Origin of the sequence: Williamwhitmania sp. (assembly GCA_035529935.1) — a bacterium.
In the GTDB taxonomy this organism is placed as follows: domain Bacteria; phylum Bacteroidota; class Bacteroidia; order Bacteroidales; family Williamwhitmaniaceae; genus Williamwhitmania.
In genome coordinates, this window is sequence record DATKVT010000207.1 from 1 (window position 1) to 7,521 (window position 7,521).

Sequence of the window (7,521 nt, forward strand, 5' to 3'; positions counted from 1 at the left end):
GTGCTGTTTGGATCCCAACTCTCCGAGAAATCGCATCAGGACTCCGACTATGACATCCTGATAATTTTAAAGCAAAAACCTGACTGGAGGTTTCAAAAAGAGATTTCAGATCTCTGCTATGAAATTGATCTCAAGTATGGAATTACTACCGATACGCACATCTTAAGCGAGACAGAGCTTAATTCACCAAGGGGAAAACAGCCAATTTTTGCTAATGCACTTTCGAAAGGATACCATGCATGATTGACGACCAAAATCGAAAACTCCTTATAGACTTTAGGATTCATCAAGCTAAAGAAACCATTGAATTAGCACAGTTCTTGATCAATGCCAACAAGTTGGAGGTTTCGGTCAATAGAATATATTATGGCATGTATTACGCATTAACGGCGTTGGCATTAAAGCACAATTTTGAAACTTCAAAACATGCTCAACTAATTGGATGGTTTAACAAGGAATTTGTAGCGCCTGGTTTGATTGATCAAAAATTCGGCAAGATTCTAAGAAATGCGTTTCAAAATCGGACAAAGGGCGATTATGATGCTTTTATTGAATTCACACTGCCCGAAGTTGAGGATATGCTACGAGATATGATTTCATTTATCGAGGCTGTAGAATCGATTCTCTAACCATTGTACCTGATTAAACCAATACCCATTGAGCTCCCCTCCTTCATTACTTATATCTAAAAGTTCATACTTTAGAAATGACAATTAGGATATGATGATAACCTCAAAAGAGAAGAATATACAAAATGGACAGGCGAATCTCGTTGACAAAAAATCAATTCTTTGGACGATTATAATTCTTATCGCGTTCGTATTACTTGGCTATTGGGGAATGTACTCAAAATCGGAAGATCCAAACTATGTGGCAAAACTTACAATGCAAACAGAGGGACTAGTTTATTCCATTGAGAGTATGGAAGTTGGAACGCAAGGCTGGCGAGGTTTTACAACTACCATAATTGGATATAAGATTAAATATCGTTATAAAATTGATGGCAAATCATACGCGAATGAACAAATCATAAATAACAAAATTGGAAATTTAGACGATATAAAAACCTTCAGGGAGAACCTAAACAAATGGATTTTTGTAGTTAAATACTCCAAAACCGATCCAAATATTAGTTACCTGACGACTGAACAAAACAACACAAACTAATCTGCTTATATCTAAAAAAAACCGAACCGCTGCCACAAGGGCAACAATTCGGTTTGGAGAAACAAAAAGATATATTTTTCAGGAACGACCTGCACCAATTCCCTTTCTAACAATACAACCGCACAACTCCGTACTTCCAACTTTTTCTTCGGTCTTCCATCTCCTGTCTTTTTGGTAACTCGTAACTCTTCAGTCACTTGTCACTTTAAGAGCTTATAGCTCAAACTACCGTTAGGGCAAACGGAAACGCAGCCAAGACATTTGGAACAGGCGTAGGCATTGCCTGGGCTCTTTTTCCCCGGCTTGTAGAGACTGAACTTTGCTGGCTCCAGCGCCGCAATGTAGCACTCCCTATCGCAAATTCCACAGCTTCTGCAGGTATCGGCGTTCACCTTTATTTTCATCAGCGACAGGCGGTTCATTAACCCCTGCATCCACGCAATGGGACAGCCAATCTTGTGATACTGATACATCTGCTTGAACTTCTGGTCGGAGTTCATGCCCATCATTAGCTCCATAAAAAAGCCAAGCGGACACATCCAGCGACAAAAAACCTTGCCGAAAATCATTCCCGTAATGGCTCCGGGAACAAGCAACCACCAAAGGGATATGTGATAGTGGCTTACAGCAATGTAGAGAGAAACCCCTATAACCGCCTGAATAATGGTCCGCTTGGAGACCAATAGCTTCAATAATTTCCGCATGAAAAATCGGTTAAAAGCAAACTGATTGGCAACGAACCCATCGGACATTTCCGTCCGACAGAATTACTTCACCTCACTAAGCTGTTTTAAAAGAAACTTCTTATCCTTTACGCCCACAAAGCGGTTAATCTCCTTGCCGTTTTTCAGCAGCACAAGCGTAGGTATGCTGCGCACCTTAAACTCGCCTGCCAACGGTTGGTTCTGATCAACATCCACCTTGCCAATGGTAATCTTACCATCCAGCTCATCAGCTAGCTCGTTGAGCACAGGCACCATCATTTTGCAGGGCATACACCAAGTTGCCCAAAAATCGACAAGGGTAACCCCACTCTTCACCTGCTGCTTAAAATTTGTTCCGGTCAGGGTCTTTATCTTGGTACTCGTAGGCACGTCGATCTTTTTCATGCGGCGAAGCGCAAAATAGAAGTAGCCCACCACTACTACAATAATTCCTAGGATAACTATCAACGTTGTTGACATAATGCTCTTTTTAAGTAGTGACTGCTATTTAACCTGCGATAGCTGCTGAATGAGAAACTCCTTGGTTTGAAGTCCCACAAAGCGTCCTATCTCCTTTCCATCCTTAAAAAGAATGAGGGTTGGAATACCGGAGATTTGAAACTGGGCAGCCAGCTGCTTGTTCTGTTCAACATCAACGTTTACCTTGGCAACGGTAACCTTACCATTTACCTCCTTGGCAACATCCTCAAGCACGGGAGCCATCATCCGACAGGGAGGACACCATGGTGCCCAGAAGTCTACCAGCGTAACGCCCGACTTGGTTTGCTCTGCAAAGGTCTTCACATCGAGGTGCTTAATGCCATCTTTGGAGGCAACCTCAGTGCTCTTCCCCGATTGCTGTGCACATCCTGCAAAAGCAATGGTTGTGGCAAACAAAAGGGTAGCAAAATATTTTGAAAGTCTCATTTACCTAATTTTTAAGTTTAAGCCGACTGCTTATGCTTGAGCTGATGAATGTAGCCTGAGACAGCCAATGCGGCAACCGTGGCCTCACCCACTGCGGTGGTAACCTGACGGTAACGCTTGGCAATGCAATCGCCGGCAGCAAACACTCCGGGAATATCGGTGGCCATATCGGCATTTACCACGATCTCTCCGTATTTGTTAAGTGGCACCTTCCCCACCAAAAATTCGGTATTGGGAACATAGCCCACAAAAATGAAAACTCCATCGATGGCAAACTTCCTCTCGTCACCGGTAGTGAGGTTCTTAATTACAACCCCTTCCAACTTCTCATTTCCGTAGAACTCGGCAATGGTGCTTTCCATTACAAAGTTAATCTTCTCATTGGCCTCGGCCTCTCGCACGGCGTAGTCAAACGCTTGAAAATGGTCGAACTGGTGCACAACCGTTGCCTTGGTAACGTACTTGGTGAGCGAAACAGCCTCCTCCAGTGCAGAGTTACCTCCACCTACCACCACAATCTCCTTATCGGTAAAGAAGTCGCCATCGCAGGTAGCGCAGTATGAAATGCCCTTACCCTTAAACTCGTTCTCACCAGGAACATTCAAATTGCGTGGTCTTCCACCGGGGGTAAAAATCACGGCGTGGGCGGTAAAAACCTTGCCATCGGCCAACATAACCTGCTTCACCTCATCCTGCAGCTGCAGGTCGGCAATGGTTACGTTCGATTTGATTTCGCAGCCAAAAGTTTTGGCCTGCTTCTTCATGATGTTGGCCAGCTGAAAACCGCTAATGCTTTCCACTCCAGGATAGTTGGCTATCTCGTGAGTTAGAATCATTTGTCCGCCAACTGTGCCCTCATTCAGAATAAGCGTTTTCACCCTAGCACGGGACAGGTAGATGCCTGCCGTAAGTCCGGCAGGCCCTGCACCAATAACAATAGCGTCGAAATGATTATTGGCTTCCATGCTTATTACTTTGATGGTTTACCAAAATTTGCGTCGAGAATGGTGGTAACCTGATCCATATTCTGGATGCTGGAGGTTGCCTTTACCATCTTGCCATTCTTGTAGTAAACGGTAAAAGGGAGACCCATAAAACCACGGCACTCAGGAGCGTTGCGAATTACGTGTGACTCTGGGTGGTCAAACTCCATATCGGCGAATGCAACGTTGGTATACTGATCCTCGAGATCTTCCATAATACCGTAAACGGGAATACACATAGGTCCCATTCTTCCGCAGCAAATCATCACGTTCTCGTTCTCGTTGATAAACTTCTGGTGCGCTTCAGCGCTCTCAATGTGCTTTAAGTTTGTGTACAACATGGTATAAATTTTTAAAGGTTTTCTGTTTTTATGACCATCGCAAAATGGTCCTTATTGTTCGGCAGCAAAGGTATGGTGGGCGAATCAGAATTATTCGCTATTTCCACGTTCGTGCAACAGGCGCAGAGTTGAAATAGCACAACTTTTTTATTGAGGTAGATCGGGAAAGGAGTTAAACGGAAGTTAGTCGGGAGTTAGAGGAAGTTAGAGGAATTAAAAGAATGTAGAGACACACGATCGTGCGTCTCCTTTTTACCAGTAAAAGAGTTCCACAACCCGTAGGGGCGAAATGATTTTCGCCCTAAAACCATTCCAAGAACACGCATAGCCCACGGCTTTAGCCGTGGGTCAGAAGTTACACCACGAGCGAGCGGTGCACGCAGGAATGGTATAAAAATATACCTGCCAGCCATGCACCGCAACAACCGAATGGCTCAAAAACGGACTATGACCCCCACCAACCTCCCCCTAAAAGGGTGAGGCACTCTCTAGGTGAGGCAACGCTATTTTACAAACGTAAGAGGTTGTTGGGATGTTCCTCCCTCTGGCAGGGAAATGTCAGAACAAGGATTTAAATCCAATTCAGCGCAAACAAATAGTTCTGTAGAGACGGGATATTTTGTCCCAGAATACACACGTTTTTGTCATGAGAGTTTCCCCGTCCTTTAGGGCGGGGTTAATCAAAATCGTACCTGGCGAGAGCGGTGCACGGTAGTTCGGTGTAAAAATCTACCTGCGTTGCCTGCACCGCAATCACAAAAGAGTCTTTAATAGCACCTCAATTTTCAAAACTCGTCCGTCCACTGGCGGATTTCCAAATTTTCACAACAAAATTTGTTCAATGCCATCGCTTAACTTACATTTGAAAAGGCATGAATAGCTACAAGGAGAAATTTCAGGAGTTTCTAAACAAAAACTTCCTGCCGTAGCAGGTTTACCATGAAGAACAACGTTACTAGCTGGTTAAAAAAGCCCTTCCCCTTCTATGCAAACATGAGGGAGAAGATAACCATTCCGCTCTACATCGGGCTATCCATTGCGCTCATTCTGATACTCTTCAACCCATCGCGAAATGCAGAACATTTGCACATCCAGTCCTACAAAATTCTGGCCTATGTGTTTATTGCTTTCATTACCGCGGCCACGTTCAACACGGCGGTCCCACCCCTTTTTCCAGCGCTTTTCCATGTGGATAGGTGGAACATTGGAAAGATGATTGCCTTTACCGGGGTAAAGCTGCTTGCCATTGGCGCAGCCAACGCACTGTTTGCCTTTTATTTCGACAATCCCTCCGAAAACGAGCACTTCCTCCCATTCCTTTTGCAAGTGATTTACTACACCGTTATTGTTGCAGTAATCCCCGTTCTTCTGTTCATCTTCATACTGGAGAAACGGTTTTACAAGAAGCACTACCGCTTGGCATTGGCTGCCGATGAGCAAGTTCACCGCATGACAAAAGAACCGAAAAGCGACAAACAGTTTGCCCACGAGGCGCTCACCATTCCGCTTGCCGCCATCTGGTATCTGAAATCGGAAGGAAACTACACCACCTTTTGCTACGAAAAGGACGGTGAGGTAAAGAAAACACTTGTTAGAATTTTGCTGAAAGAGGTGGAGCAGCAGGTTGCCTCAAAAGACCTGGTAAGGTGCCACAAGTCCTACATGGTAAATCTAAAAATGGTTAGCAAGGTGGAGGGGAATGCTCGGCAGTGCTGCTTCCATCTAAAGAACCACAGCATCACCATTCCCATATCCCGAAGCCTCTCCAAATCGCTCAGCAGCGAGGTTGCACAAGAACGGTAGCAACCCCACATTCCCGTTCATCACAAATTCGTCCCACACATCACATCGCCCAGCAAGCGATTGATTTATGCCATAATATTGCTGGCGAATACCAACGCTAAATATTTTGGTCATGCTAAAAATCGTGCTTTTACTCCTTACAATCCTGCTTGAGCCAATGCCCCAAGCACAGGATAAAACCGCTACGCTAACCGTTGAAATCTCGGGGCTAAGAAACAGCAAGGGTAACCTCCTTGTACAGCTAACCGATGGAGTGGGCAAAAAGGTGGCAAACCAAAAGGCACAGGTGAATAACAGGCGAGCAACCTTTTGCTTCAGCAAGCTGGCAACCGGAACCTACGCCATCCGCTACTTCCACGATGCGAACGAGAATGACCTTCTCGACACCAACTGGATGGGAATGCCCACCGAAGATTATGGCTTTTCGAACAATGCCAAAGCCCTATTCGGCGCTCCGCCCATGAAGGAGAGAATATTTTCAGTAACTCGCGATACTACCGTAACTTTAACCATTGGCTAACCATAAAACCGCACTCAAAATGCAAAGCACCACAAAGCACTACCTCTCCTTTTTTGGTCTACCCATTGCCATTATTGTATTGGGAAACATTACCGTCAACCTGCTTCACAGCACACTAACCGTTTACACCTTCATTCCCGGAGTAATTGTCTACTGGGCTGCCACCATCGCAATTGTTTACCACGATACCCAAAAACGGAGCATCTCCATTTTCTCCTATCTAAAAGGAACAAGGATTAAGGTTTACTTGGTGGTTTTGAGCCTGCTGGTTGGACTTATTCCCCTTCCCATATTCATCCTATACCTAAAGAATTTGAACACTGCATTCCTAATTATTGTATGGATAGCGGTTGTCGTCATAAACCCGTTCTTCGAGGAGATTTTCTGGCGAGGCTACATGCTGGAGCACCGGGCAAAGATGCCGTTTATTGCCAAGGCATTATACTCCACTACACTGTTCACCCTCTCGCACGTTTTTATCTGGGGTGTTATTTCGCAGGTTATGCTCACCAAGGAACTCATCATCTCCGTGTTTGTCATGGGACTGGCGTGGGCGTTTATCTACCACAAAAGCAGAAGCATTGTGCTCCCCTACTTCTCCCACATGCTAGTGGATATCCTCAACCTCTCGGTGCTGGCCTTTATGAACCTGCTACCCGTTATAATGTAAATCGGCCTCTATAATTACATAATAGTTCATAAAACCATGAAGAAGATATTCTCCCTCAACGCCATGTCGCGGATAATCTTTCTGCTCCTCACCCCAATCTTTTTCCAGTATTTCGGCCTCGGGTTTATTTGGCACTCCATCTACTGGGGAGTAATCACCATGGTGGTGATTATTTGGTCTCTCTTCATACTGATATCGCCGCTGGTGGGAAGGATTGGCTGCGGCTGGTTTTGCTTCATGGGAACTGCATCCGACCTTTCGAGCCAGCACGCCATCTTCAAGACCAAGTGGAAGAAGCCCAAGATTTGGGTTAGAGCGCTAATCCTCATTCCCTTTTTTGCCTCGGCAACAGCATTCTACTTTATGAATACCGAGAGAGGAATAACGCACGGCTTTGCGGTAATCC

12 protein-coding genes are annotated in these 7,521 nt (G+C 45.1%); 7 read left to right on the top strand and 5 right to left on the bottom strand.

Annotated features, from left to right (window positions below; all coding sequences use genetic code 11):
- The 3 genes from VMW01_15790 to VMW01_15800 form a co-directional block, all read left to right on the top strand.
- Positions 1-243 (top strand): nucleotidyltransferase domain-containing protein (locus VMW01_15790; protein ID HUW07711.1); only part of this gene is annotated, 243 nt, incomplete at its 5' end.
- Entirely contained in the window at positions 240-629 is a 390-nt protein-coding gene (locus VMW01_15795) for a HEPN domain-containing protein (GenBank protein HUW07712.1), read from the top strand. The genes VMW01_15790 and VMW01_15795, both read left to right, overlap by 4 nt.
- A gap of 91 nt (positions 630-720) precedes the next feature.
- Positions 721-1,167, top strand: a complete 447-nt coding sequence (locus VMW01_15800; GenBank protein ID HUW07713.1) for a hypothetical protein — start codon at positions 721-723, stop codon at positions 1,165-1,167.
- A gap of 200 nt (positions 1,168-1,367) precedes the next feature.
- Here the strand turns inward: VMW01_15800 and VMW01_15805 are convergent, their stop codons facing one another.
- From VMW01_15805 to VMW01_15825, 5 genes are all read right to left on the bottom strand, one after another.
- Positions 1,368-1,871, bottom strand: a complete 504-nt coding sequence (locus tag VMW01_15805; protein ID HUW07714.1) for a 4Fe-4S binding protein — start codon at positions 1,869-1,871, stop codon at positions 1,368-1,370.
- 63 nt (positions 1,872-1,934) lie between these two features.
- A complete protein-coding gene (gene trxA / locus VMW01_15810) occupies positions 1,935-2,351 on the bottom strand; it encodes a thioredoxin (protein ID HUW07715.1) in 417 nt (138 codons plus the stop codon).
- Positions 2,352-2,375: 24 nt separating this feature from the next.
- On the bottom strand, positions 2,376-2,798 hold the full coding sequence (trxA, locus tag VMW01_15815; protein ID HUW07716.1) for a thioredoxin: 423 nt from the start codon (positions 2,796-2,798) through the stop codon (positions 2,376-2,378).
- 17 nt (positions 2,799-2,815) lie between these two features.
- Complete coding sequence (locus VMW01_15820) at positions 2,816-3,763, bottom strand: FAD-dependent oxidoreductase (protein HUW07717.1); 948 nt, start codon at positions 3,761-3,763, stop codon at positions 2,816-2,818.
- Positions 3,764-3,768: 5 nt separating this feature from the next.
- Positions 3,769-4,122 carry a hypothetical protein gene (locus tag VMW01_15825; GenBank protein HUW07718.1) on the bottom strand — a complete coding sequence of 118 codons (354 nt, stop codon included), beginning with the start codon at positions 4,120-4,122 and terminating at the stop codon, positions 3,769-3,771.
- Positions 4,123-5,061: 939 nt separating this feature from the next.
- Between VMW01_15825 and VMW01_15830 the strand changes: the two genes are divergently transcribed.
- From VMW01_15830 to VMW01_15845, 4 genes are all read left to right on the top strand, one after another.
- A complete protein-coding gene (locus VMW01_15830) occupies positions 5,062-5,925 on the top strand; it encodes a LytTR family DNA-binding domain-containing protein (GenBank protein ID HUW07719.1) in 864 nt (287 codons plus the stop codon).
- A gap of 112 nt (positions 5,926-6,037) precedes the next feature.
- Positions 6,038-6,445, top strand: a complete 408-nt coding sequence (locus VMW01_15835) for a DUF2141 domain-containing protein (protein ID HUW07720.1) — start codon at positions 6,038-6,040, stop codon at positions 6,443-6,445.
- A gap of 19 nt (positions 6,446-6,464) precedes the next feature.
- Complete coding sequence (locus tag VMW01_15840) at positions 6,465-7,115, top strand: CPBP family intramembrane glutamic endopeptidase (protein HUW07721.1); 651 nt, start codon at positions 6,465-6,467, stop codon at positions 7,113-7,115.
- A 36-nt stretch (positions 7,116-7,151) separates the two neighbouring features.
- A partial coding sequence (locus VMW01_15845; protein HUW07722.1) for a 4Fe-4S binding protein occupies positions 7,152-7,521 on the top strand: 370 nt, incomplete at its 3' end.

What these genes read in the sequence shown, in the direction of transcription:
- VMW01_15795 (HUW07712.1), top strand. Translation starts at nt 240, where the DNA reads ATGATTGACGACCAAAATCGAAAACTCCTTATAGACTTTAGGATTCAT.
- VMW01_15800 (HUW07713.1), top strand. Translation starts at nt 721, where the DNA reads ATGATGATAACCTCAAAAGAGAAGAATATACAAAATGGACAGGCGAAT.
- VMW01_15805 (HUW07714.1), bottom strand. Translation starts at nt 1,871, where the DNA reads ATGCGGAAATTATTGAAGCTATTGGTCTCCAAGCGGACCATTATTCAG.
- trxA (HUW07715.1), bottom strand. Translation starts at nt 2,351, where the DNA reads ATGTCAACAACGTTGATAGTTATCCTAGGAATTATTGTAGTAGTGGTG.
- trxA (HUW07716.1), bottom strand. Translation starts at nt 2,798, where the DNA reads ATGAGACTTTCAAAATATTTTGCTACCCTTTTGTTTGCCACAACCATT.
- VMW01_15820 (HUW07717.1), bottom strand. Translation starts at nt 3,763, where the DNA reads ATGGAAGCCAATAATCATTTCGACGCTATTGTTATTGGTGCAGGGCCT.
- VMW01_15825 (HUW07718.1), bottom strand. Translation starts at nt 4,122, where the DNA reads ATGTTGTACACAAACTTAAAGCACATTGAGAGCGCTGAAGCGCACCAG.
- VMW01_15830 (HUW07719.1), top strand. Translation starts at nt 5,062, where the DNA reads ATGAAGAACAACGTTACTAGCTGGTTAAAAAAGCCCTTCCCCTTCTAT.
- VMW01_15835 (HUW07720.1), top strand. Translation starts at nt 6,038, where the DNA reads ATGCTAAAAATCGTGCTTTTACTCCTTACAATCCTGCTTGAGCCAATG.
- VMW01_15840 (HUW07721.1), top strand. Translation starts at nt 6,465, where the DNA reads ATGCAAAGCACCACAAAGCACTACCTCTCCTTTTTTGGTCTACCCATT.